Annotated in this window: 27 protein-coding genes; 22 read left to right on the top strand and 5 right to left on the bottom strand. The window is 70.1% G+C overall.

Annotation, left to right across the window (positions count from 1 at the left end; genetic code table 11):
* The first annotated feature begins 90 nt into the window (after positions 1 to 90).
* The 4 genes from K1T35_RS21065 to K1T35_RS21050 all read left to right on the top strand — a co-directional run bounded on the left by K1T35_RS21065 (position 91) and on the right by K1T35_RS21050 (position 1944).
* Positions 91 to 459 (top strand): hypothetical protein, encoded by a 369-nt coding sequence (locus K1T35_RS21065; protein WP_220261830.1) that lies wholly within the window; start codon positions 91 to 93, stop codon positions 457 to 459.
* A 206-nt stretch (positions 460 to 665) separates the two neighbouring features.
* Complete coding sequence (locus K1T35_RS21060) at positions 666 to 1013, top strand: helix-turn-helix domain-containing protein (protein WP_220261829.1); 348 nt, start codon at positions 666 to 668, stop codon at positions 1011 to 1013.
* Positions 1014 to 1051: 38 nt separating this feature from the next.
* Positions 1052 to 1615 (top strand): IS3 family transposase, encoded by a 564-nt coding sequence (locus tag K1T35_RS21055; RefSeq protein ID WP_220261828.1) that lies wholly within the window; start codon positions 1052 to 1054, stop codon positions 1613 to 1615.
* The gene (locus tag K1T35_RS21050) at positions 1585 to 1944 is read left to right on the top strand and encodes an integrase core domain-containing protein (protein ID WP_220261827.1); all 360 of its coding nucleotides are present in this window, start codon (positions 1585 to 1587) and stop codon (positions 1942 to 1944) included. Before K1T35_RS21055 ends, K1T35_RS21050 begins: the two co-directional genes overlap by 31 nt.
* 204 nt (positions 1945 to 2148) lie before the next feature.
* Here K1T35_RS21050 and K1T35_RS21045 read toward each other — a convergent pair whose 3' ends face one another.
* Positions 2149 to 2931, bottom strand: coding sequence for a helix-turn-helix domain-containing protein (locus tag K1T35_RS21045; protein ID WP_255622376.1), 783 nt, complete (start codon positions 2929 to 2931; stop codon positions 2149 to 2151).
* A 235-nt stretch (positions 2932 to 3166) separates the two neighbouring features.
* On the opposite strand from K1T35_RS21045, the gene K1T35_RS21040 reads away from it, so the two are divergent.
* The 6 genes from K1T35_RS21040 (at position 3167) to K1T35_RS21015 (ending at position 8975) form a co-directional block, all read left to right on the top strand.
* On the top strand, positions 3167 to 4132 hold the full coding sequence (locus tag K1T35_RS21040; protein ID WP_220261826.1) for an ATP-binding cassette domain-containing protein: 966 nt from the start codon (positions 3167 to 3169) through the stop codon (positions 4130 to 4132).
* Positions 4129 to 4974 carry an ABC transporter permease gene (locus K1T35_RS21035; RefSeq protein ID WP_220261825.1) on the top strand — a complete coding sequence of 282 codons (846 nt, stop codon included), beginning with the start codon at positions 4129 to 4131 and terminating at the stop codon, positions 4972 to 4974. The genes K1T35_RS21040 and K1T35_RS21035 overlap by 4 nt, the downstream gene beginning before the upstream one ends.
* A 212-nt stretch (positions 4975 to 5186) precedes the next feature.
* Positions 5187 to 5954: a VOC family protein gene (locus K1T35_RS21030; RefSeq protein WP_132158603.1), complete on the top strand. Its 768-nt coding sequence runs from the start codon at positions 5187 to 5189 to the stop codon at positions 5952 to 5954.
* Between the two features lie 330 nt (positions 5955 to 6284).
* Positions 6285 to 6632, top strand: a complete 348-nt coding sequence (locus K1T35_RS49025; protein ID WP_255622375.1) for a DUF4158 domain-containing protein — start codon at positions 6285 to 6287, stop codon at positions 6630 to 6632.
* A complete protein-coding gene (locus K1T35_RS21020) occupies positions 6629 to 6931 on the top strand; it encodes a GNAT family N-acetyltransferase (RefSeq protein WP_220261824.1) in 303 nt (100 codons plus the stop codon). Before K1T35_RS49025 ends, K1T35_RS21020 begins: the two co-directional genes overlap by 4 nt.
* Positions 6932 to 7166: 235 nt before the next feature.
* Positions 7167 to 8975: an HNH endonuclease signature motif containing protein gene (locus K1T35_RS21015; protein ID WP_220261823.1), complete on the top strand. Its 1809-nt coding sequence runs from the start codon at positions 7167 to 7169 to the stop codon at positions 8973 to 8975.
* A 96-nt stretch (positions 8976 to 9071) separates the two neighbouring features.
* On the opposite strand, the gene K1T35_RS21010 is transcribed toward K1T35_RS21015, so the two are convergent.
* Positions 9072 to 9566, bottom strand: coding sequence for a GNAT family N-acetyltransferase (locus K1T35_RS21010; protein ID WP_220261822.1), 495 nt, complete (start codon positions 9564 to 9566; stop codon positions 9072 to 9074).
* A 111-nt stretch (positions 9567 to 9677) separates the two neighbouring features.
* Here K1T35_RS21010 and K1T35_RS21005 point away from each other — a divergent pair, with 111 nt between their 5' ends.
* From K1T35_RS21005 to K1T35_RS20995, 3 genes are all read left to right on the top strand, one after another.
* Complete coding sequence (locus tag K1T35_RS21005) at positions 9678 to 10409, top strand: Crp/Fnr family transcriptional regulator (RefSeq protein WP_220261821.1); 732 nt, start codon at positions 9678 to 9680, stop codon at positions 10407 to 10409.
* Positions 10410 to 10474: 65 nt separating this feature from the next.
* Positions 10475 to 11407 (top strand): alpha/beta fold hydrolase, encoded by a 933-nt coding sequence (locus K1T35_RS21000; RefSeq protein ID WP_220261820.1) that lies wholly within the window; start codon positions 10475 to 10477, stop codon positions 11405 to 11407.
* A 61-nt stretch (positions 11408 to 11468) separates the two neighbouring features.
* A complete protein-coding gene (locus tag K1T35_RS20995) occupies positions 11469 to 11957 on the top strand; it encodes an NUDIX hydrolase (protein WP_220261819.1) in 489 nt (162 codons plus the stop codon).
* 15 nt (positions 11958 to 11972) lie between these two features.
* Here K1T35_RS20995 and K1T35_RS20990 read toward each other — a convergent pair whose 3' ends face one another.
* The gene (locus K1T35_RS20990) at positions 11973 to 13379 is read right to left on the bottom strand and encodes an MFS transporter (protein WP_220261818.1); all 1407 of its coding nucleotides are present in this window, start codon (positions 13377 to 13379) and stop codon (positions 11973 to 11975) included.
* Positions 13380 to 13506: 127 nt separating this feature from the next.
* On the bottom strand, positions 13507 to 14946 hold the full coding sequence (locus tag K1T35_RS20985) for a DHA2 family efflux MFS transporter permease subunit (protein WP_220261817.1): 1440 nt from the start codon (positions 14944 to 14946) through the stop codon (positions 13507 to 13509).
* Positions 14947 to 14970: 24 nt separating this feature from the next.
* On the opposite strand from K1T35_RS20985, the gene K1T35_RS20980 reads away from it, so the two are divergent.
* Complete coding sequence (locus tag K1T35_RS20980; protein WP_220261816.1) at positions 14971 to 15393, top strand: MerR family transcriptional regulator; 423 nt, start codon at positions 14971 to 14973, stop codon at positions 15391 to 15393.
* Between the two features lie 160 nt (positions 15394 to 15553).
* Here the strand turns inward: K1T35_RS20980 and K1T35_RS20975 are convergent, their stop codons facing one another.
* Complete coding sequence (locus K1T35_RS20975; RefSeq protein WP_255622617.1) at positions 15554 to 15763, bottom strand: cytochrome P450; 210 nt, start codon at positions 15761 to 15763, stop codon at positions 15554 to 15556.
* Between the two features lie 110 nt (positions 15764 to 15873).
* Between K1T35_RS20975 and K1T35_RS20970 the strand changes: the two genes are divergently transcribed.
* The 8 genes from K1T35_RS20970 to K1T35_RS20935 all read left to right on the top strand — a co-directional run bounded on the left by K1T35_RS20970 (position 15874) and on the right by K1T35_RS20935 (position 22885).
* Positions 15874 to 17223, top strand: coding sequence for an ammonium transporter (locus tag K1T35_RS20970; protein ID WP_220261815.1), 1350 nt, complete (start codon positions 15874 to 15876; stop codon positions 17221 to 17223).
* Between the two features lie 11 nt (positions 17224 to 17234).
* A complete protein-coding gene (locus K1T35_RS20965; protein ID WP_220261814.1) occupies positions 17235 to 17576 on the top strand; it encodes a cupin domain-containing protein in 342 nt (113 codons plus the stop codon).
* Positions 17576 to 18085, top strand: a complete 510-nt coding sequence (locus K1T35_RS20960; RefSeq protein ID WP_220261813.1) for a dimethylamine monooxygenase subunit DmmA family protein — start codon at positions 17576 to 17578, stop codon at positions 18083 to 18085. The genes K1T35_RS20965 and K1T35_RS20960 overlap by 1 nt, the downstream gene beginning before the upstream one ends.
* Positions 18082 to 19008: a PDR/VanB family oxidoreductase gene (locus K1T35_RS20955; RefSeq protein WP_220261812.1), complete on the top strand. Its 927-nt coding sequence runs from the start codon at positions 18082 to 18084 to the stop codon at positions 19006 to 19008. The genes K1T35_RS20960 and K1T35_RS20955 overlap by 4 nt, the downstream gene beginning before the upstream one ends.
* Positions 19005 to 19970 (top strand): DUF3445 domain-containing protein, encoded by a 966-nt coding sequence (locus K1T35_RS20950; protein WP_220261811.1) that lies wholly within the window; start codon positions 19005 to 19007, stop codon positions 19968 to 19970. Before K1T35_RS20955 ends, K1T35_RS20950 begins: the two co-directional genes overlap by 4 nt.
* Positions 19971 to 20034: 64 nt before the next feature.
* Positions 20035 to 21354: a type III glutamate--ammonia ligase gene (glnT, locus tag K1T35_RS20945; RefSeq protein ID WP_255622373.1), complete on the top strand. Its 1320-nt coding sequence runs from the start codon at positions 20035 to 20037 to the stop codon at positions 21352 to 21354.
* A complete protein-coding gene (locus tag K1T35_RS20940) occupies positions 21354 to 22226 on the top strand; it encodes a glutamine amidotransferase (protein ID WP_220261809.1) in 873 nt (290 codons plus the stop codon). The genes glnT and K1T35_RS20940 overlap by 1 nt, the downstream gene beginning before the upstream one ends.
* Entirely contained in the window at positions 22214 to 22885 is a 672-nt protein-coding gene (locus K1T35_RS20935) for a glutamate synthase (protein WP_220261808.1), read from the top strand. The genes K1T35_RS20940 and K1T35_RS20935 overlap by 13 nt, the downstream gene beginning before the upstream one ends.
* Positions 22886 to 22893: the final 8 nt, after the last annotated feature.

The raw sequence follows: 22893 nt of genomic DNA, 5'->3' as shown, positions 1-22893 counted from the left end.
CGAACCGTATCGACGGGTTGCCGCGTCCGATCACCGACGCCCGCGGTCGTACACCATCGAAGGCGATTCGACATACCGTAGAATGTCCCGATGGTCCGGTTCACCACGACTGTCGGCGTCGCGCTCGTCCTCCTCGGTATCGGCGCGTACGTACTGACGTCCGCCGTGAGCGTCACGGCGCTCATCCCCGCGTTCGTCGGGGTACCGCTGCTCGCATGCGCCGCCATCGCCCGCTCGGCAACTCGGCGTCGCCCCGCCCTCGCCATCGCCCTGGCGATCGCGCTGCTCGGCGCGCTCGGGTCGTCGATGAACGTGATCCAGATCGGCGAAGCGATCGCCGGGACGGCGCAGCGCCCCTCGGCCGTGTGGGTCAGCACGATCATGTTCGTGCTGCTGGTCGCCTACCTCGTCGTGGGCGGGCGAGACCTGCTGAGAGCACGCAGAGCATCCACGAAGTGAGACCGCCTGATCGGTCGTGGGCGCAGGAGAGGTAGTCGTCGTGGTGCTCGACCGGACGCCGGACCGGCACGCCCCGCCCCATGAAAGGCTGATTGCGGGTCCGGACCCAATCGACAAGCATCGAACGTATGTTCGATAGCGTCTGCGTGGGGTGCGCCAAACTTTGTGGCAGGGTCCGAGGTTGACCGGTCACGAAGGGTATCTGAGTGAGCAGGCAGCGGAAGCCGTCGCGGCAGGTGTCGGTGGACGAGCAGGTCCAGGTGGTCCTCGCCGTATTGAAGGGCGAGTTGTCGCTGGCCGAGGCAGCGCGGCGGCACGGTGTCTCGTCAGCGACGGTGGGCAACTGGCGGGACCGGTTCGTCGACGCCGGCAAGGTGGGCATGGATCGGTCACTGCCGGGCCCGGATGGTGGGCAGTCGCAGACCGAGCGACGGTTGCGGCACGAGTGCGAGCAGCTCAAGCTGGCGTTGGCAGAGGCGACGGTGCAGCTGCGGATCTGGCAGAAGGGTGCGGAGTTCGTCGATGAGGTCCCTTCGCGGACCTCGAGGCCCTGAGAGCGGCACATGGCGTGTCGGTTTCGAGGTTCGCTGCATTGGCTGAGATCCCGGAACGCACCTACCATCGACGGCTTGCCAAGTATCGGGCCGGGAAGCGGTCGAAGGGGCCGTGGCCGTCTCCCAAGGTCGACGCGATCGAGGCTGTCGCAGCCAAGTACGCTGCTGACTGGCCAGCATGGGGGCACCGGAAGATCGCTGCGATGATGCGCGCCGACGGTCACGTGGTGTCCACCTCGACCGTGCTGCGCGCGCTGCGTCGAAGCGGCCTGTTGTTGCCGTCCGGGTTTCGAGCGGATCGCCGATCCTGGTCGCGGCTGCGCAAACGGGTATTCCATGACCCGCCGACGGAGCGGAACCGCGTGTGGCAGATGGACTTCAGCGAATTCGAGACCGCCCGCGGCGGGATCTGGCGGATCTGCGCGGTGATCGACTACGCCACCAAGTACTGCCTGGCCGCTACCGTCACCCCACCTCGCGGGGACAGGACGCGCTGGCGTGCCTGCGCCGCGCGGTGGTCGAGGCTGAACGGGTCCTCGCCCTCGATGACCTGCGGACTGACCGCGGCGAGATGGACGTCGTTGATGCTGGGGACCTCGTGACCGGCCAGGCACCCGCGCCGATCGCGGTGGTCACGGACAACGGTCCATGCTTCCGCGGGACCGTGTTCGCGGACGCGTTCGCGAGTGACGACCCGGTGCTGCGGCACGTCCGCACGAGGGTGAGAAGCCCGCAGACCAATGGCGTGGTCGAACGGTTCTTCGGCACCTTGAAGTACGAGCACCTCTACCGCGCGATCATCGGCGACGGCAACGCCCTCGCCGTCGAGATCAACTGCTTCCGCCAGACCTACAACGCTCTGCGACCGCACCAAGCCCTCGACGACCGGACGCCGCGACAGGCCTACCTGACCGGCCTGGAGAGCACGTAGCAACCGGTCCGGCCGTCCGTTAGGGGATGGGCTACTGCAACAAGTCGATCATGCTCGGTCGTGGACCAGCGCCAGGCGTTGAGCTGCGGGTCGCTATCCAAGTGGTGCGTCGTCGTCTCGGTGATGAGTTCCGCGAGCCCGCGGAGTCTGAACTGTCGGCCGGCGTAACCTCGCCACCGGTGTCCGGGGTCCGCGGACTGCCGCTCACCCCCGACGACTTCCTGCGCTGACGGCGGGATCCGGGTGTTCGGCGTTCGGTGACTCGGGGCTAGGTGAAACGGGGCCCGGCGATACGGGATCCGGCGGCCCGGGGGCCTGTGGCGCCGGATACCGCACGGCTGCGGGAAAGCAGCGCAGCAGTGCGGCGAGCCGCGTGGTATCGCCCGCCACCTCGGTGTCTGCCCGCTCGACGGCGTCGTGCAGCGCCGCACCGGCGAACACCAGATCGCGCAATGTCGCCGCCTCCGGCACGTTCAGCCACGCCTCGGGTTCGGCGTGCTCACCGCGGTCCAACTCGAGGCGCCCGCCCGCAACGGTGGTGCGGAACCGGTCGCCCGCGACGTCCAGCTGGCAGCGCAGCGATAGCTCCCCCGCCAGTGCCGGATCGAAGGTGGCGCGCAGGGCGAACAGCAGCGCGTCGACGCTCAGTTCCGCCGCGCCGTCCTGGGGCAGCGGTGCGCGGCTGCCCCAGTGGGCGAGCGCGCGGAGCACGGGCTCCAGTTCCTGCCCGCGCTCGGTGAGTTCATACACGGCGGCGGGCGCAGGCGGTCCCAGGCGCCTTCGCCGCACCAGGCCGTCGGCTTCGAGCTCGCGCAACCGCTGCGCGAGGACGTTCGGGCTCATCTGCGGCAGCCCGCGGTGCAGGTCGGAGTAGCGCTTCGGGCCGAAGACCAGCTCCCGCACGACGAGCAACGCCCACCGCTCGCCGACCGCGTTCAGCGCTCGCGCGATGCCGCAGGGGTCGTCGAACAGCCGCTTCTTGCTCATGCACCCGATTGTACTTGCACAACAGGTGTGAATGCTCCTATATTAGGAGTATCAACCCTGTGACCTCCGTCGACGGCACCGTCATCGGCTACACACGGCACGGCGACGGGCCCCCGGTGATCCTGGTCGGCGGCGGTCTCGACGACGGAACGGAGAACGCCCCACTCGCCGAAGCGCTGGCCGCGCACCGTGCTCAACTAATCCGTTCGCAACACCGAGAGAAGGAATCGAACCCGTGGGAAAGTTCGCGATCGAGACGAGCGGGTTGAAGAAGAGCTTCGGCAAGACCCACGCGGTCGCCGGTGTGGACCTGGCCGTGAGCGCCGGGGGCGTGTACGGCGTGCTCGGTCCGAACGGGGCGGGCAAGACCACCACGATCCGCATACTGGCCACGCTCCTGCGCCCGGACGCCGGTGAGGCGCAAGTGCTCGGCTACGACGTCGTGCGTGACGCCCAGGCGGTGCGGAGCAGGGTGGGCCTCACCGGGCAGTTCGCGTCGGTCGACGAGGACCTCACCGGGGTGGAGAACCTGTTGCTGCTCGCCAGGCTGCTCGGCTACTCACGCCGCCGAGGCAGGGAGCGGGCGGCCGACCTGCTCGACGCGTTTGGTCTTGCCGAGGCGGCCGACCGGCAGGTGAAGAAGTACTCCGGCGGGATGCGCCGGCGCATCGACATCGCGGCGAGCCTTGTCGTCACGCCCGAACTGATCTTCCTCGACGAGCCCACGACCGGGCTCGACCCGCGCAGCAGGAACCAGGTCTGGGAGATCGTCAGGGGCATGGTCGCCGAGGGCGCCACCGTGTTGCTGACCACGCAGTACCTCGACGAGGCCGACCAGCTGGCCGACCGGATAGCGGTGATCGACCACGGGAAGGTGGTCGCCGAGGGCTCAAGCGGCCAGCTCAAGGCATCGGTCGGCGCCGGCTCGCTGTACGTACGGCTACGTGCGCCCGAGCAGCGGGCCGAGGCAGAGCGGGTCCTCGCCGGCGTCCTCGAGGTGCCGGTCGAGCCGTCCGCTGACCCGGCCGCGCTGTCCGCAAGGATCTCCGACCCCGAGCGGGTCGCCCGTTCCCTGGCCGAACTGTCCCGCAGCGGCATCGACGTCACCGAGTTCGCGCTCGGTCAGCCGAGCCTGGACGAGGTGTTCCTCGCCCTGACCGGACACGCCGCCGAGGAGACACCCGAGGAGGATGCCGCATGAATGCCACGTCCGCAGAACAGGCGTCGGCGCCGGTCGCCGAGGACGCGCTGCGCAGTGTGCTGTTGGCCGGCGAGCGGCCGTCTCGCCCCGGCCCGGTGCTCACCTCGTTGACATTCGGCTGGCGCGCTTTGCTGAAGATCAAACACGTCCCGGAGCAGCTCGTCGACGTGACCATGTTCCCGATCATGTTCACGCTGATGTTCACCTACCTGTTCGGTGGCGCGCTCGCCGGGTCGACTCAGGAGTACCTGCAGTTCCTGCTGCCCGGCATCCTGGTGCAGGCGAACGTCATGATCACCATGAACACTGGCATTACGCTGAACACCGACATCCAGAAGGGGGTGTTCGACAGGTTCAGGTCACTTCCGGTGTGGCGACCGTCGCCGCTGGTCGGCGCCCTGCTCGGCGATGTGATGCGCTACTCGATCGGGTCGGCGATCGTGATCACGCTCGGACTGGTCCTAGGGTTCCGGCCGGAGGGTGGCGCCGTCGGGGTGGTGCTCTCGGTGGTGCTGCTGCTGGTGTTCTCGTTCTGCCTGTCGTGGCTGTGGACGATGCTCAGCCTGATCCTGCGCACGCCGAACTCGGTGGCGGGGGTCAGCATGATGGTGATGTTCCCGCTGACGTTCGTGAGCAACATCTTCGTGGACCCGAAGACGATGCCCGGGTGGTTGCAGGCGGTCATCGAGGTCAACCCGATCACCCACCTGGCGACCGTGGTACGCGGCCTGATGCACGGCTCGGTGCCCGCCGGGGAAATCGGCTGGGTGCTCGTCTCGTCCGTACTTATCGTCGCGGTCTTCGGTCCCATCACCATGGTCCTCTACCGCAACAAGAAGTAGATGCCGCTACCGCGAGCACTTGGTCGAAATCAACTCCGACAACCCGGCCCACTCGGCCAACGCCATCACCGGTACAAGGCCCGGAACTCCCGAAACTGGCCCGAAGTGCAAGTGACGGAGGGGGCAGCCCACGTCGGTGTGAGCTGGGTTTACACCGGTGCTTTAGGTTCCGGGGTCATGCGGGACAAGATGGGACACGACAAGGAGAGACGATGAGCGAGCTGACCACCACGCAGCCGGCTGGCACACCGACCTGGATCGACCTGGGCATCCCGGATCTCGACCGCGCGATGACCTTCTACGGCGCGTTGTTCGGTTGGGAGTTCGATGTGGGACCGGCGGAGTTCGGCCACTACACCCAGTGCTTGCTACGGGGCAGACCCGTCGCGGCCATCAGGCCGAACCCTGATCCCGACGCCACGGACTTCTGGTGGAACGTCTACTTCGCGACGGATGACTGTGACGCCGCGGCCGCCCGAGCGCGGGACGCGGGCGGCTCGATCATCACCGGCCCGATGGACGTGCTGGACCAGGGCCGGACGGCGATCATCAAGGACACCACCGGTGCGCAGTGTGGACTGTGGCAGGCCGGTGCCCACATCGGCTGCGAGATCGTCAACGAGCCGAACGCCCTGCTCCGCAACGACCTGGTCACCGCGGAATCCGGGCCCGCGCGCGACTTCTACGTCGCGGTCTTCGGCTACACGTTGGATGCCAACCCGGACATGCCCGAGCTCGACTTCACGTTCCTGCGCAGACCGGATGGCCACGAGATCGGCGGCATCGCCGGTGACCCAAAGGCCACGAAGTCCCGTTGGGGGACCTTGTTCCAGGTGGACGACGCCGATGCGGCGGCGCGGCGAGCGGTCGACGCGGGTGGGACCTCGGCCGAGCCCTACGACATGATCTACGGGCGGGTCGCGAACATCACGGACCCGTTCGGCACGGAGTTCGATGTCGGTGCGGCGATGACGAGCTGAACCGGCGGTCAGCTGGCCGAGTGGTCGAGCTCGGCAAGACGCGCGTGGATGTCGTCGGTGTGGACCTCCTCGACAAGGTGAGACCGAGGTCGGCCAGGCACCATAGTCAGGGTGGACGTGCCTGCACCGCCCATCGGCATCGCCTGCTTCAATCACACGGGCGATCACCGCCGTGGTCCCGGATCGTCGCCGTACCCGACACGGCCCTGTGATCATCGTCACAACGGGTCTCATGTTGCTGTCCCTTGCGACGGTCTTGTTGCGGCGAGGTAATGCCCGATGGGATCGATGCGGATGACGGCGCCGGTGTAGGGGGCGTTGATCATCTGCGTGCTGAAGTGGTCGGCACAGGACTTGGTCGCGTCGTGGACGCTGGTGGGCAACAAGACCGGTGCGACGCGGCTTGGCTTCGCGGTGTGGTTGAAATTCTTCGAGATCGCGGCGCGGTTCCCGAGCGTGGCGGGTGAGGTGCCGCCGTCCGCGGTGGCGTACTTGGCCGAGCACCTGCACGTCACCGCGGACGCATTTCTCGTCGACCGCTTCTACGTCGCCCTCTCGGACGGCGCCCCGCGGCCGTCGCCACGCTCACCGAGCAAGAACAGGAGTGCTTCCCGCCGAAGTGGCGGGAGATCCGGCACCATCTGGAACTCATCCACGGCACGATCAGCTACCTGGTGATCCGTAGCCAGTTTCTCGGTGGCCTACCCGATCTCGGCGAGGCCCTCCTGTGCGTCGGGTTCGTAACTACTCACCCCACCTACCAGGGACGCGGGGTGGCGACGGCTCTCATGCAACACCTGCTGGCTCTGCCCGGCTACGAGGAGTACGTCCTACGGGACATCAAGGACACAAACACGCCTGCCCTCAAGCTGTACGCCAAGCTCGGATTCACAAAGTACGAGCGTCGATCCGTCCGCTTCGCACGACGCGCAGGTTTCTCGACCTACGTCTCGCTGAGACTCATGCAGACCACCTGACCGAGACATCCGGCTGCCAGCGAGGTTCGGAGAACGACACTGGTAGCAGCAACATGAACTGCGTCCGCTGAGGAACCCAACCGAACGCCCGCCGACGAGCCCGATCGAGCGGCACCACCGTGACCTGCAGTGTTGCAGGTACCCCGTACGGTGAAAAATCTCAGTAGCCGGAGCCTAAACGTACATGTGCTGAGCCCAGCTCTATCAAGATCAAACCCTGCCAACTCCTTGACGCATGACATGCGAGGTGGAGGCCGGCGACCCCGTCGATCCCCAACTCGAGGACGCCTTCGACTGGCTGGCCATCGAACGCGAGCTGCGGTCCGGTGTGGAGGACCGCACCTGGGGCAACACCGCCCCGTCCGGGTTGTTCGCCCTGGAGATCGACTCCGACACCCGTGAGGTGGCCGGCCTGTCGGATGCGCAGCTGGTCGATGCGATGGTCGGGTTCGAACGCCTGGCCGCGTGGGCGCAGGCCCGCCAGGCCCGGGTCCTGGCGGAGTTCGCCCGCCGCCGCCCCGGTGACGACTCGACCATGGTGGCCACCGACAAGCCGTGCGCGATGAGCCGGTTCGCCCCCGACGAGGTCGGGCTCGCCCTGAAGCTGGCCCGGCTGACCGTCAAGACCCGGATCGGGCGGTCGGTGCAGCTGGAACAGGTGCTGCCCGAAACCCTGGCCGTGTGGCAGCGGGGCCGCCTGGACGAGCGCCGGGTCGCCGCGATCTGCGAGGCCACCCACTACCTGTCGGTGGAGAAGGCGCGGGCGGTGCAGCATCGCATCCTGGACCGGGCGCCGGACCAGACGGTGGGGCAGCTGAAGGCGGCGTTGAAACGCGCGGTGATCGCGGTCGACCCCGAGGGTGCCGCGGAGCGGCACCAGGCCGCCCGCCGGGACCGGCGAGTGTCGATCACCGAGGAACCCGACGGGATGGCGTCGCTGTGGGCGCTGATGACCGCCCCCGACGCCCAAGCCAGCTACCAGTGGCTGACCCGGCTCGCCCTCGGGTGCGGCAAGGACGACCCGCGCAGCATGGACGCCCGCCGCGCCGACCTGGCCGCCGCCCTGCTGTCCGGGCGACTCACCAACGCCGCACCCGACACCCCAACCGCCACCCCGACTTCCAGCGGGACCGACAGCGAGACCGGAGCCGAGAGCCGCATCAACAACGAGCACGACGAGGACGAGGAGCACGACGGGCACGACGAGGCCGACACCGACCCCGCGCCGGAGTCGCCGACATCCACCCGCGACGTCGATGCACCCGACAACCGTGCACCCGGCAACCGTGCACCCGGCAACCGTGCGCCCGGCAACGCCGCGCCCGGCAACGCCGCGCCCGGCAACGGTGCGCCCGGCAACGGTGCGCCCGGCAACGGTGCGGGCGGGCACAGGTCACCACCGCGGCCGGTCAACCCCGGCAAACCCCTCGTCCAGATCCTGATCCCCTTCACCACCCTGCTCGGCGCCGACAACCACCCCTGCGAACTGGTCGGACACGGCCCGATCACCGCTGACCAGGCCCGCGACATCGCCGCCGACGCCGTGCTGAAACGCCTGGTGTACGACCCGCTGTCGGGCACCGTGCTCGACCACGGGCGCACCACCTACCGGCCCCCGGCCGGGCTCGCCGACCATGTGCGGGCCCGCGACGTGTACTGCCGCGGCCCCATCTGCCGCCGCCGCGCCCTGGACGGACACCTCGACCACATCACCCCCTACCCGCACAGCCCCACCAACGAACCCAACATCCACGGCTGCTGCGGCCACGAACACCGCATGAAACACGCCCCCGGCTGGGCCGTCCGCGCACTACCCGACGGACGCATCCAATGGATCACCCCCACCGGGCACCGCTACCACAGCGAGCCCTACGACTACCGCACCGACGACGACCTACCGCCCGGCACAGCCACCACGCGAAAGGGCCTGCCGAAAGACCTCGCCGCACGCCTGGAACGCATCGAACGCGACCGCCGCACCGCCGCCCTCTGGAACGGCGAGACCATCCCGCCCGACGACGAGGATGAGCCGCCACCCTTCTGACGTACCGCAACACGTCTCGGTGGGTCCACGACGGTCTGGGTTGGGCCGGCGGCGCGCGCCACGAACAGCCTCTACAAAGCTGCCCGGTGTCGCGTTTCAGGCCGACGCGGTACGGGACAAGGATTTCCGCATCGTGATCGAGGTGGGAAAGTCGAAGCCCGGGTGCGCTTCGCGCGACGTTTCCACGTAGCCCAACGCGGTGAACAGCCGCTGGTTCTCGGGCAGCACGATGCGTACACCCAGCCGGACACCGGCCAGTCCGCGACGGGCCGCCTCCGCCTCGACAGCATCGACCAAGCGCCGGGCGATGCCGCGGCCGCGCCCCGACGGAATCACCGCCAGCCGCCCGAGGTAGAGATCGCCCTCGACCGGCTTGATCATGACGCAGCCCAGTGCCTCACCATTCTGCTCGGCGATCATGGCACCGGCCCCGCCCGCGAGCTCGCGCGAGATCGAGTCGGCCGTCTCGCGGAAAGCACCCGACTCGGGAGTGAGGCGGCCGCGGTACTGCTCGAAGGCGGCCGCGATGGTGGCCGCAAGGGACGCAGCATCGCCGACCACCGCGGCGCGCAATACAACGGTCTCGCTCATGACGCCTTTCAGATCGGTCGCAGAGCCGGATCTTCACTCTTACCTGACGATCTGGAGCTCGGCGATACCTTCCACTCGTGACCCCCGCCGACGCGGGCGTAACGTGCCACCGTGTCGGTGCCACGGGTTGACCCGCGGGCGGACGACCGGATCCAGCGGGCGCTCGCCGCTTCACACCTGCGGGGCCTCCCCGCTGGGATCATCGAGGATCTACTGGTTGGCGCCCGGCGACACAAGGCATTCGCGGGAGACACGCTTCGCCGTGTCGGCGAAGGTGAGCGCCACGTCGAACTGGTCGTGAATGGTGTGGTCCGGGTACACGTGGGTGCACCGGACGGCCGCACGCTGACCGTTCGCTACTGCCGAACAGGCGCGCTGATCGGCGTCCTTTCGCTCTACGCCGAGCCGTTCGTCATGCCGGTGACGACCCAGGCGGTGGCCGACTCGGAACTGGTGGAGATCAGACCGGCTGTCGTCCGGCGACTCGCAGACCGTGACATTCGGGTCGCGAGGGCACTCCTGCTGGAGTTGAGCGAGCGCGCCGCGGCCTTCGCGTCGGAGATCGGAGGATCTGCGTTCTCGAGCATCCGCCAGCGGATCGCTCGGCACCTGCTCGACCTGGCCACGCATCGGCAACGAGGCAGCGAGCTGATCGCGCAGGTCAGCCAGCAAGAGCTGGCAGATGCGGTCGGCACCGTCCGCGAGGTCGTGGTCCGCACACTGCGCGAATTCCGCCACGACGGCATTCTCGAAACTCGGCGAGGAGAGATCAGAATCGTCACACCCGACCGATTGCTCGCCGAGGCCTATCCGCAACCCGGGAACTGGAACACAGGTCCCTGACCGCGATCCCTGCTCGCCCTACCGTCCCGCATGGCTGACTGCGTGGTCGTCGGCGCCGGCCCGGGGTGGCGTTGCAGCGAGCGCCGCACACACCGTTCTCGCCTACCGATGCACCGGCCAGCCTCATGCGTCACATCAGCGAGCACATCTCGGAGGTCGACGTGAGTTCGATCGAAGTCAACGGAACCAACCTGTACTACGAACTGCGCGGGGCGGGCCCTACGGTCCTGTTCATCTCCGGGGCGACCGGCGACGCCGGACACTGGACAGAGGTCGGCGAGGTACTGGCAGACGAGTACTCGGTACTGACCTACGACCGGCGCGCCAACTCGCGCAGCCCACGCCCGGAGAACTGGGACGCGGCACCGCTCGACGAGCAGGCCGACGACGCCGCCGAGCTGCTCACGGCGCTCGGCGTCGCCCCAGTCGTCGCATACGGCAACAGCGGAGGAGCGACCATCCTGACGAGCCTCGCGCTGCGTCATCCCTCCCTGCTGCGCGGCGCGATCTTCCACGAGCCGCCCTACCTCGCGGTCACGTCAGCAGCGGACGAGGTCACTGCCACGCTTCAGCGACTCATCGACGAAGGGATGGCCAAGGGTGGACCACGCATGGCCACCGAGCTGTTCCTGCGGTGGGTCGGCGGGGACGAGACCTTCGAATCCCTCGACCCGGAGCTTCGTGACCGGATGCTCGGCAACGGTGAAGTCCTCTTCGGCCTGGAATTCGCCGGCGCCATGGCCTACCTTCCCGCGCCTGAACAGCTTGCCGAGGTGAAGCTGCCCTGCGTTGTCGCGTCAGGCATCGACAATCGCGACCCTTCGTCGACCCACCACTGGTTCTACGAGGCTTCGAAGTGGCTGGCCGACGCACTCCACGCCCCGCTGGTCGAAACACCTGGAGCGCACGTGCCCCAAGCCACGCACGCACGACCGCTCGCCGAGACCCTGCGCCCGATCCTGGGGAAGCTCGCCGCATCCCCGCAGGTCGGATACTGACGTCGCACCCTCGCTCGGATCACGAAGCAGGGTCGCGGGAGGCGCGCGATAACGTCCACCGGTGACCGGTGCTTCGGCGGATCCTGACGCGGACTTCATCGCCGGCCTCACCCGCGTGCGAGCAGCGGCAGGCGCGCTCATCAGGGACGAGCGAGATCGCGTGCTCCTGGTCCACCCGACCTACAAGAACAGCTGGGAGCTGCCCGGCGGATCGTTGGAACCCAACGAATCACCGCTGGCGGCGTGCAAGCGCGAACTGCAGGAGGAGATCGGGTTCGTCCCGGCACTCGGCGGGCTGCTCTGCGTCGACTGGGTGTCACCGCGCCCGCCATGGGACGGCGGGCTGATGTTCCTCTTCGACGGCTGCGTGTTCTCGCCGGCGCAGATCGCCGACATCCGACTCCCCCGCGACGAGCTGGAGGGGTTCGAGTTCGTGCCGCAGGATGGGCTCGACTCGGTGCTGATCCCGAGACTGGCCCGCCGGGTGCGGGCCTGCCTCTCGCTGCACGGTCAGGGCGGCGTCTACCTCGAGGACGGTGTGCCGAGCTAATCGTGTGCCGCACGCTCAGAGGGTGGTGATCCGCCGCGCCCAGACCGCGAACAGCAGCAGGGCGAGAAGGGGGAAGGCGGTGGCGACGGTGAGCGCGGTGGAGATGCCCGTCGCCGCGCCGGACCCGCCTGCGGTGTGGGCGAACACGGTCGACAGGACCGCGAGCCCCGCGGCTCCGCCCAGTTGTTGCATGGCCTGGTTCAGGCTGGAGGCGGCCCCGAGGTGCTCGCGTGGGGCGTTGTGCATGATCACCGCGGTCAGCGGGGCGATGGTGAGGCCTGCGCCCAGACCGAGCAGCAGGAACGGCCCGAGTAGCCCGTCGAGGTAACCGCTGTCGGGTGTGAGGCGCGACAGCCACCCCAGGCCGGTCAGGAGCCCGATCATGCCGGCCGACCCGACCACGCGTTCCCCGTGGCGGGTCACCAGCCGGCTGACCGTGACGTTGGTGGCCAGCATGCCCGCCGTGAAGGGCAGCACGGACAGGCCGGTCTGCAGCGGGCTGAATCCCAGAACGCCCTGGGTGTAGAGGGCGGCGAAGTAGAGGAACCCGAACTGGCCGGCCGGGATCAGCATCATCGCCAGCAGCGGAGCGGCGCTGGCCATGCTCGTGAAGAACGACAGCGGCACCACCGGCGCCCGGTGGCGGCGTTCGGTCAGCACCAAGGCCACCAGGCCCGCTCCGGCCAGGACGAACGACGCGATCACCGAGCCGCTCGCCCAGCCATGGTCGGCGGCCGCGGTCAGGCCGTACACCAACGCCAGCATCCCGATCGTGGAGAACACCGCCCCACCGACATCGAGACGCCCAGAGTGGCGGTCCGCCTCGGGCACCAGGGCCCGGATCCCGAAGAACACGACCGCCCCGATCGGCACGTTGACGAACATCACCCATGCCCAGCCGAAGCCGGAGGTCAGCGCGCCGCCCAGGGTCAGCCCGAGCGCGGCACCGAGCCCGATCGACAGCACGAACAGCGACATCGCCCTCGCCCGCTGAACGCCCGGCTTCGTGATCGCCATCAGCAGCACCAGCGTGCTGGGGGCCGCGAGCGCCGCGCCGACGCCCTGCAGGACACGCGCCGCGATCAGCATCCCCGGCGTGACGGCCAGCCCGCCCAGGGCGGACGCGGCGACGAACACGGAGATCCCGATCAGCAGCGCCCGTCGAGGGCCGATGATCGATCCCACTCGGCCGCTCAGCAGGACCAGCCCTCCGAAGGCCAGCGCGTAGGACGTCACGACCCACGACAGGCCCGCCGCGGAGAAGCCGAGCTCGTCCCGGATCACGGGCAGGGCGACGTTCACGACGCTGTTGTCGATCACCAGCGTCACCTGCATCAAGGTGAGCACCAGCACCGATGCGTACCGCAGAGGTGGCCGCGTGGCGGCCGATCGGTCCGTCTCGGTGGCAGTCGGGGGCACCATGTCGATCCTCACTCCTCGCGGCACCGGACGTCCGCCGGGCTCAGGGAGTCTCAAACCGATCGCGGCCAGACCTCATCCTCCGTTTGCCGAAGTGGCAAGAAGTGGTCTCGACCCTGTCGGGTCGCGCCTAATCGAACACCGCGGCCGCGCGCCGCGCGCCGGCGAGTGCCCGTCGTCCGGTGCTGAGCACCGCGAGGACGACGATGCCGACGCCGAGTGCCAGCAGCAGCCACCACACGCCGCTCGCAGCATCGGTGAACGCCGCGCCGTCACCCGCCATGCTCGACCCCACGATCGTGCCGGCGATCGCAACGCCGAGGCTGGTGCCGGTCTGCCGGCCGACGGAGGCCGTCGCGGCGGCCACCCCTGCCATCGAGCGGGGCATCCCGGAGACCGCCGAGTTCGTGATCGGCGGATTCACGCCGGCCATGAAGACCCCGAACAGCAGGTACGTCGCGAGCACGGCCGGCAGCGGGGTGGCCGGCCCGAGCCAGAGCGACGCCGTTCCGCCCAGCGCCAGTGCGGCACCGGCGACGACGAGCGGCACGCGCGGACCACGCGCGCCGACCAGCCAGCCGGTCACCGGCGAGAGCACCACGATCAGCACGCCCACCGGGAGCAGGCACAGCCCGGCCGCCAGCGCGGACATGCCGCGGACGTCCTGCAGGTACTGGGGCGTCAGGAACAGGAACGCGCCGAACCCGCACAGGGCGAACATCGCGATGAGGATCGCCGCGCTGAACGGCGCGCTGCGGAACAGCCGCAGTTCCAGGAGCGGGTCGGCGCGGCGCGGCTCGTAGGCGAGGATCCCGAGCACGCCGAGCACGGCCACCGCGAGCAGGCCGAGGATCACCGGCGACGTCCAGCCGAGCGCGTGGGACTCGATGATCGCGTAGACGACGCTGACGAGCACGAGGACCACCAGGAGCTGGCCCACCGGGTCGAACCGACGCGCACGTGCCGCCCTGGACTCGGGCACGAAGATCCGGGTGGACACGATCGCGGCGGCCACGATGGGCACGTTGACCCAGAAGACGGACCGCCAGCCGATTCCGTCGACGAGGGCGCCGCCGAGGATCGGACCCAGCGCGAGCGACAGGCCCGACATCGAGCCGAACACACCGATGGCCCGTGCGCGCTCGGCGGGGTCGGGGAAGGTGGAGGCGATGATCGCCATCGCAACCGGGTTGAGCATCGTGCCGCCGACGGCCTGCAGCGCCCGCGCGGCGATCAGCCACCCGATGCTCGGCGCCAGGCCGCACAGCAGCGAGCCGATCCCGAACGCGGCGAGACCGATCAGGAAGATCCGGCGGCGGCCGAACCGGTCGGCCGTGGAACCGGCCAGCAGGAGGAAACTCCCGAGGACGAGGGTGTAGGCGTCGACCGTCCACTGCAGACCGGTCACCGACGCGTCCAGGTCATGGCGGATGGCCGGGAGTGCCGAGTTGACGATGGAGATGTCCATCACCACCACGACGATGCTGGCGCAGCAGATCGCGAGCACCAGCAATCGGCGGCGCCGGTCGAGTCGGTCGGCGGGGGCGTTCAAGGAGGTGGGAGCGGTCATGAGATCGAAGCTAGGATTTAGAGCGTGCTCGAAGTCAACGTGCCCGAACGAGGCGTCAGCATCGCCGAGGCCGCCCGGCGCACCGGCGTCAGTGCGCACACCCTGCGCTACTACGAGCGGGCGGGCCTGGTCGTCACCACCGTCGACCGCAACCCCGCGGGCAGGCGGCGCTATCGGCAGCTGGACCTGGAGTGGATCAAGATCTGCACCAAGCTGCGGGCCACCGGGATGTCCATCCGGGCGATCCGCCGCTACGCCGAGCTCGTCTCGGCTGGGCGCGGCAACGAGGAGGAGCGGCTCGCGCTGCTGGAGGCCCACCGGGCCGACGTCATCGCCAAGATCGCCGAGCTGAACGAGAACCTCCGGCTCATCGACCGCAAGGTCGACGTGTACCGGGGCCGGCTCGCCGCGGGCGAGGCCGACCGGCTGTGGGCGCCGACGGCCTAGTGTCCCGAACCGGAAGTCCGGTGCATGGATCGGCGGATCCAGGTTTCCGCTGGGCGTGCCGGCGAGCCGGCCTCGTACCGGGCGTACTCGGCCGGTTCGCCGGTGCGCCCAGCGGGACGCTGGGCCGTCGAGTTATGTGGTGGACTTCCGGTTCGGGACACTAGCCGACCGTCAGCCGCACGGGGAGCGACTCCCATGCGCGCAGGGTGTTGTTGTGGTGGCGCCGGGTCGGTCCGGCCGGCTCGATGGTCGCCACGCGCCGGGCCAGTGCGGTGAGCAGAGCCTCCGCTTCGAGCCGGGCGACGTGCTGGCCGATGCACTGGTGGATGCCCATGCCGAACCCGACGTGCCCGGACGGGTCGCGGGACAGGTACGGACCACGGAAACGACGACGTCACAGGGATGCCGCACGGGGGTCATAGACGCGGTGTTTCCTCTCAGGCGACCCCGATTCCCCTTGCGACACAGCCTGGAGTGGCGATGGACGCGGCAAGTACCGCATGGATCCTGGCGGCGACGATGGGCGTGAGCCTGATGGTGCCCGGGCTCGCCCTCTTCTACGGCGGCATGGTCGGCGCCCGCAGCATCCTCAACGTCGTCATGATGACCTTCGGCGCGGTCGCGGTGACCGCGTTCGTGTGGACGCTCTTCGGCTACTCGGCGGTGTTCGGGGACTCCTACGGCGGCGCAGGCGTGCTCGGCGACGTCGCCGCGTATCCCGGGCTCGGCGGCGTGATCGTCGAGGACCCGGCCGCGACGCTCCCGCCCGCGCTGGTGGCGGTCTTCCAGGCGCTGTTCGCCGCCATCACCGTGGCGATCATCTGCGGCGCGGTCGTCGACCGGGTGCGGTTCGGCCCATGGCTGGTGTTCAGCGCGGTCTGGGTGACGCTCGTGTACCTGCCGATCGCCCACTGGGTCTTCGCGTTCGACTCCGCCGACGGCTCGGTCCGCGGCGGCTGGATCGCCAACACCCTCGCGGCCGTCGACTTCGCGGGCGGCACGGCCGTGCACATCAACTCCGGGATCGCCGCGCTCGCGCTGATCCTCGTGCTCGGCAAGCGCATCGGGTGGCCCGGCCAGCCGCGCCCGAACAGCGTGCCGTTCGCCGCGCTCGGCGGCGGGATCCTCTGGTTCGGCTGGTTCGGCTTCAACGGCGGCTCGGCGCTCGCCGCGGGCAACAGCGCATCGGTGGTGCTGCTCACCACCTTCAACGCCGCCTGCGCCGCCATGCTCGGGTGGCTCCTCGTCGAGCGGATCGTCGACAAGCACGCCACCACCCTCGGCGGCGTCTCCGGTGTGGTGGCCGGGCTCGTGGCGATCACACCGGCGTGCGGTGCCGTCTCCCCGATCGGCGCGCTCGCGATCGGCCTCGCGGCAGGCGCGGCGTGCGCGCTCGCGGTGCGGCTCAAGTACCGCCTCGGCTACGACGACAGCCTCGACGTCGTCGGCGTCCACCTGGTGGGCGGCGTGCTCGGCACGCTCCTGATCGGCCTGCTCGCCGACCCGGCGGCGCCGAACGGGCGCACCGGCCTGCTCTACGGCGGCGGGTTCGAACTGCTGGGCGTACAGGCCGTCGCCGTGGTCGCGGTCCTCGCCTACTCGTTCGTCATCACCTGGCTGATCGCGAAGGCCCTCGACGCGACGCTGGGACTGCGCCTGTCCCGCGAGGTCGAGACCGAGGGAGTCGACATCGTCGTGCACGGCGAGCGCGCCTACGACCTCGACGGGCACGTCCACGCGCCGCTGGCCGGCATCGGCGCCCGGGAGCAGGAGGTCGTCGCCTCGGCCGAGGCCGCGATCACCGACGTCCCCACCGCCGCCCGCGACTGAAGGAGATCCGCATGATCGGCAAGGTCGAGAAGGGCTACGAGAACCTGCCGTCGATGAACGAGCCCGGCTGCGAGGCGTTCATCGGGGACGCGTTCGCGAACCCCGACGGGGCGGTGTTCTGCTCGGGGTTCTTCGAGCTGCTCCACTCGGACCCGCTCGTCTACGAGTACACGTACGACGAGACCAAGTTCGTGGTCGAGGGCGAGTTCGTGCTCACCGACATGACATCCGGGCAGGTCGTGCACGCTCGCAAGGGGGACGTCCTGTTCTTCCCGAAGGGCACGACGGTCAAGTTCGAGACCCCGGACCGGGCGCTCGGCTTCTACGCCGGGCACCGCACCTTCGCGCCCTGATGGCCCGCACGAGCGTGCCGCGCTGGCCCACCACCGACCCGGGGGTGGACCGGGCGGGCCGGGCGTACGCGATCGTGGCGTTCGGTCCGGACGCCGCACCGGTGGCCGAGCGCTGGCATCGCGAGGTCGCCCGGCTCGGCCGCCCGGCGTGGGTCCGCCGAGTCGAGCATGCGGACGGGGCGGTGCTCGCCGAACTCGACGAGCAGGTGACGGCGGCCCGGGTCGGCTGGCGGCTGATGCTCGCCGGACCGCAGGCCGACGTGCTGGCCGCCTATGCGGGGGCGACGCGCGCGGGCGTGCTGGCGGCGGAGATCGCCGTGCTGGTGACCGACGACCGGCACCGGCGAGTGTGGTGCGCGCACTGCGACACCACGTCGGTGGCCGACGTCGCCACCGGCGAGGTGACCCCGTGCCATGGCTGCGGCCGGTCGCTGCTGGTCTACCACCACGTGTCGCGCCGGTCGGCGGCCTACCTCGGGTTCATGGTCGACGCCGAGGACGCGTCGTGAGCCTCGAACTCCTCGTCGCGCAGAGCGCGCAGATCGCCCCCGGCATCCGCGAGCTGACCCTGGTCCGGCCGGGCACGCGACTGCCCCCGTACCCGGCGGGCGCCCATGTCGTCGTCGAGTGCGGGGACGGCAGGCGCAACGCGTACTCGCTGACCGGCTGCGGGGTCGAGCCCGACGCCTACCGGATCGCCGTCCTGCACAAGCCCGACGGCGAGGGGGGTTCGACCCACCTCCACCGCCTGCGAGCGGGCGACCGGGTGCGGGTGTCGCGGCCACGCAGCGCGTTCCCGCCGGTTTCCACGGCGGGCCGACACCTACTGGTCGCAGGGGGTATCGGTATCACCCCGCTGCTCGCGCACGTCCGGGCCGCGCTGCGGTGGGACCGGCCGGTCGAGCTGCTCTACGTGCACCGGCCGGGCGTCGCCCCGTACGCGGCGGAGCTCGCTGGGCTGCTCGGTGATCGGCTCGTCGAGTCCACCGAGTCGGACGAGTTCGGCCGGCTGCTGCAGACGGCCCTTCGCGAGCAGCCGATCGGCACGCACCTCTACGTCTGCGGCCCCGGCCCGCTGATGGACCGGGTGCTCGCCGACGCCGCCGCGGCGGGCTGGCCGCCGGAACGGCTGCACCTGGAGCGGTTCGTCCCCGCCGCCCTCGACCCGGGCCGGGAGTTCGTGGCCCGGCTGGCCCGCTCGGGCCGGGACGTGCACGTGCCGTCCGGGACCAGCCTCCTCGACGCGCTGCATGCCGCGGGCGTCGCCGTTCCGAACATGTGCCGGCAGGGCGTGTGCGGCGAGTGCCGCGTACCCGTGCTGGCCGGACGGCCGCTGCACCGCGACGAGTTCCTCTCCGCCGACGAGCGCAGCGACGCGGTCATGTGCTGCGTGTCCCGGAGCGAGACCGACTCGCTGGAGATCGATCTATGACCCCACGGCTGGCACGCTTCCCTTTCCCCTTCCGCGCCGACACCTACCGCTACTCGACGAACGTCGAGCCGGCCCGCGTGCCAGTGGAGACCGAGGCCGGCAGCTGGGGCACCGGCATCCTCGACGTCGACGACGAGTACGGCCCAGAGCTGTCCGAACGGGCCGCAGTGCTCGACCGGGACCCCTCACGGCTCCAGGTCCTGCCGCACATGCGCCCCGCGTGCTGGGACGCGCTGCACACGGTGCTCGGCGAGCTCGCGGCCCAGCACCCGGACCGGATGTCGCTCGAACGCACCGGGCGGGATCTCGTCTGGCGCAACGCTCTTCTCGGCATCGAGCAGCGGTTCACCGACGGCGACGACGCGAGCCTCCCCGGCGGCCCGCTCGGCTTCCTCGGCAGCCAGGTGCAGGACGACGTCGTGCTGCTCGACCAGCGCGAGGGCTCGCTGTGGGCCGATGCCGGGATCGTCACCTTCGCCGCCGACTGGTCGATGCGCTTCGACGTCGGGATGCGGTTCCTCGAGGTGCACGGGCCGGTGCCGCGCGTCCACGAGGCGGGCATCATCTCCCGCGCCGAGCGCTTCCTGATGCGACTGGAACCCGGCCAGGAGTACCGCCGCACGAACTGGACGATGTCGGTGGACCGCCGCCTCGACCAGTCCACCGAGACCTACCCGGAGTGGGGTCCCGACCGGAGCACGATCGTCGACGCGTCCGACGACGAGCTCGCCCGCCGGCTGCACCTGCGGGTCGAGGTGCAGCACCTCGTCCGGCTCGGCCACTCCGGCGCGGTCATGTTCCTGATCCGCACCTACCTCGCCTCGCTGGCCGAGCTCGCCACCGTGCCCGCCTGGCGGGAGCGCTTCGGCCGGGTGCTCACGGAGCTCCCCGAGGACATGGCCGACTACAAGGGCCTCGACCGCTTCCGCGGCGCCGCAGCCCGCTGGCTCCTCGAGATCTGACCCCTTCCCTGTTTCCTATTCAGCAACTATGTTTCTTCTTGAGATACCCACGAGAGGGGTCCCGATGCCGACGACCGACCTGGCCGCCCGCGCCGAGGCCGACGGGGTGCGGTTCCTGCTCGCGCTGTTCGTCGACCTCGCGGGCAAGCCGTGCGCCAAGCTCGTGCCCGTCGAGGCGGCCGCCGAGTTGCAGCACGAGGGCGTCGGGTTCGCCGGCTACGCCGTCGGGGCGATCGGCCAGGTGCCCAGCGACCCCGACCTGATCGCCATCCCGGATCTTGCGAGCTACACGCCGCTGCCGTGGGTGCGCGAGGGCCTGGCACTGGTGCACTGCGACCCGCACGTCGAGGGCGAGCCGTGGCATTTCGCGCCGCGCGTCGTGCTCAAGAAGCTCATCGCCGAGGCCGCCGCGCGCGACGTCGCGCTGTTCGCGGGCGCCGAGGTGGAGTACTTCCTCGTCCGGCGCGACGACACCGGCCGGCTGGTACCGGCCGACCCGAAGGACGACGCCGCGCGGCCCTGCTACGACGCCCGCGGCCTGACCCGCATGTACGAGCACCTCACCGGGGTGTCCGCGGCGATGAACGCGCTCGGCTGGGGCAACTACGCCAACGACCACGAGGACGCGAACGGCCAGTTCGAACAGAACTTCGCCTATGCCGACGCCCTGACCACCGCCGACCGCGTGATCACCGCCCGCTACCTGATCTCGGTGCTCGCCGAGCAACGCGGGATGACCGCGACCTTCATGCCCAAGCCGTTCGCCGACCGCACCGGCTCGGGGATGCACCTGCACCTGTCGCTGTGGCGCGACGGTGACGCGCTCTTCCCCGAGGTGGGCGACCCGCGCGGGTTCGGGCTCTCCCCGCTGGCATACCGGTTCCTCGCCGGGATCCTCGACCACGCCCCCGGCCTGCAGGCCGTCCTCGCGCCGACCGTGAACTCCTACAAGCGCACCGGGGCCACGTCCACCCGCTCCGGCGCCACCTGGTCGCCGCGGCGCGCCACGTACGGCGGCAACGATCGCACCCACTTCGTCCGGATCCCCGACCAGCACCGGATCGAGCTGCGCGGCGGCGACGGCTCCGCCAACCCCTACCTCGCGATGGCCGCGGTGCTCGCCGCCGGTCTCGACGGCATCGACCGCGACCTGGACCCAGGCAGCCCCGGCACCGGCGCCGACGCCGTCCCCCGGCCCGAGCTGCCGCCCACGCTGCTGCACGCGGCCGACGCGCTCGCCGCCGACAAGGTCGTCTCGGCCGCGCTGGACGCCGCCGGCCCGGGCGTCGCCGAGTACTTCACAAGCCTGAAGCGGGGGGAGTTCTTCGACTGGCACGGCACGGTCGGCTCCTGGGAGCACGACCGCTACCTGACGGCGTTCTGATGTGCGGCATCGTCGGACTCCACCTGCGCGACCCGCAGCTGTACCCGCGGCTGGGTCGGCTGCTGGAGAGCATGCTGTGCCAGGTCGTCGAGCGCGGCCCGGACTCCGCGGGCGTCGCCGTCTACGGCGATCGCCGCCGCTGCCCGGAGGGACACGCCGCGGTGTCGGTGCTCGACTCCCCGGCGGACCTCACCGCTCGGCTGCCGAACGCGCTGGTGACGCCCGCGGGCGACACCACCGTCGTCGCCGCACCGATGGGTGTCGAAGCGCTCGTCGACACGGTGCTGGCCGCCGCGCCGGAGGTGCGCGTGGTCGGCAGCGGAACCGACCTGACCGTCTACAAGGGCACCGGCCACCCGCGGGCGCTCGCCGCCACCTACGACCTCGCGAACGCGCAGGGCTGGCAGGGCCTCGCCCACACCCGGATGGCCACCGAGTCGGCGGTCACACCCGAGGGCTGCCACCCGTTCTCCGTCGGCCCCGACCAGTGCCTCGTGCACAACGGCTCCTTCGCCAACCACGCCACCATCCGGCGCGACCTGCAGCGCGACGGAGTGCTGTTCGACTCGGAGAACGACTCCGAGGTCGGCGCCCGGTTCGTCGCGTCGCGGCTGGCGCAGGGCGATGACCTCGACAAGGCGCTGCGGCTGCTCTGCGAGCGCTTCGACGGTTTCTACACCCTGCTCGTGACCAGCGCCGACGGGTTCGCCGTCGTCCGCGACGCGATCGCGTGCAAGCCGGCGATCATCGCCGAGACCACCGCGTGGGTCGCGATGGCCTCGGAGTTCCGCGCGCTGGCCGAGCTGCCCGGGATCGAGGACGCCCGGATCTACGAACCGGAGCCGGAAAGGGTGTACGCGTGGACCCGGTGACGTTCGACCTGTCGGCCGCCCCACTTCGGGAGTTGAACGCCGAACTGCACGCGCCCACGTCGGCGCGCTACGAGGTGCTCAACCCGAAGGGCGCCCACGCGATCGCGGCCGGCGTCCGCAACCCGATCGACGTCCAGGTCCGCGGCCACGCCGGCTACTACTGCGCCGGGATGAACGACGGCGGCGAGATCACCGTGCACGGCAACGTCGGCACGGGCGTTGCGGAGAACATGATGTCCGGCGCGGTGCGGGTGCGCGGCGACGCCTCGCAGTCCGCGGGCGCCACCGCCCACGGCGGCCTTCTCGTGATCGAGGGATCCGCCTCGATGCGGTGCGGCATCTCGATGAAGGGCATCGACATCGTCGTGGGCGGCGACATCGGCCCGATGAGCGCGTTCATGGCCCAGGCCGGCCGGCTCGTCGTCTGCGGGGACGCGGGCGACGACCTCGGCGACTCGATCTACGAGGCCCGCATCTACGTGCGTGGCAAGGTCGGTTCCCTCGGCGCCGACTGCGTCGAGAAGCCGGTGCGCTACGAGCACCGCGCCGAGCTCGCCGAGCTGCTCGCCGCCGCAGGGCTGGAACACGACCCCGGCGAGTTCCGGCGCTTCGGATCCGCCCGGCGGCTCTACCACTTCGCCGTGCACAACACGTATTGAGGAATCCG

Source organism: Pseudonocardia sp. DSM 110487 (genome assembly GCF_019468565.1).
In the GTDB taxonomy this organism is placed as follows: Bacteria; Actinomycetota; Actinomycetes; order Mycobacteriales; family Pseudonocardiaceae; genus Pseudonocardia.
Note: the sequence above shows the minus strand (reverse complement) of the source record. Positions and strands in the feature narration are given on the sequence as shown.